The organism is Helicobacter sp. T3_23-1059 (genome assembly GCF_053654515.1).
Window position 1 is genome coordinate 1 of record NZ_JBSIUV010000195.1, and the last position, 658, is coordinate 658.

Annotated in this window: 1 protein-coding gene; it reads right to left on the reverse strand. The window is 41.5% G+C overall.

Annotated elements, in window-relative coordinates; all coding sequences use genetic code 11:
- Window positions 1–22 precede the first annotated feature (22 nt).
- On the reverse strand, window positions 23–658 hold a 636-nt coding region (locus ACWIX0_RS14010; protein WP_454174589.1), incomplete at its 5' end, for a hypothetical protein.

A 658-nucleotide genomic window follows, 5' to 3' on the forward strand; every position in this document is an offset into this window, starting at 1 on the left:
AATTTACAAACTTCACTTTAAGCTAACCCGCGATAGTCCAGCGATAAATTACTTCGACAAAATCGCCCTTTTGCGTGAAAATAGTGGCATCTCCGCTATCATAGCCACTGCCACTTACCCAAAGTCGCCCATTCCCCCAAATATACCAATTGCCTACGCCGTCATATTTTAAGCCCTCATCACAGCAGTAAGCATAGACATTGCCTTTGGGTGCTTTGTCCTTTGTCTTGTAATATAACCCAAAGGCTTCATCTATGCTTTTTGCTTTGATGAAATATTTTCTTAACCCGTCAAGTTCGCCTTCGCTATGAATGTCGCTTACAATGCAGTTGTTGCTGCCATAAGTTTCGCCCTCAAAAATGCCTTCTTGATACCTCACGCCATCAACAATGCGGTGTTTGCACAAATCAATAAATTCCAAGCCATTGTTTTCATCAACTTGCACTTTTGCGCTGTCATAAACGAGCGCATCAAGCGCACTAAAACCCTTTGGCGACACAATAAAGGACATATATTGTTTAGTCTCATCAAGCACTCTCTTTGCGTCATCATCGCTCAACGCTTCTGTAAATTTGCGAAAATCTTGCGTGGATTTTTGAGTAGATTCGTCCAAATCTAAATTTGCATTAGATTCGCTAGATTGCGCGTTTGAATCTTG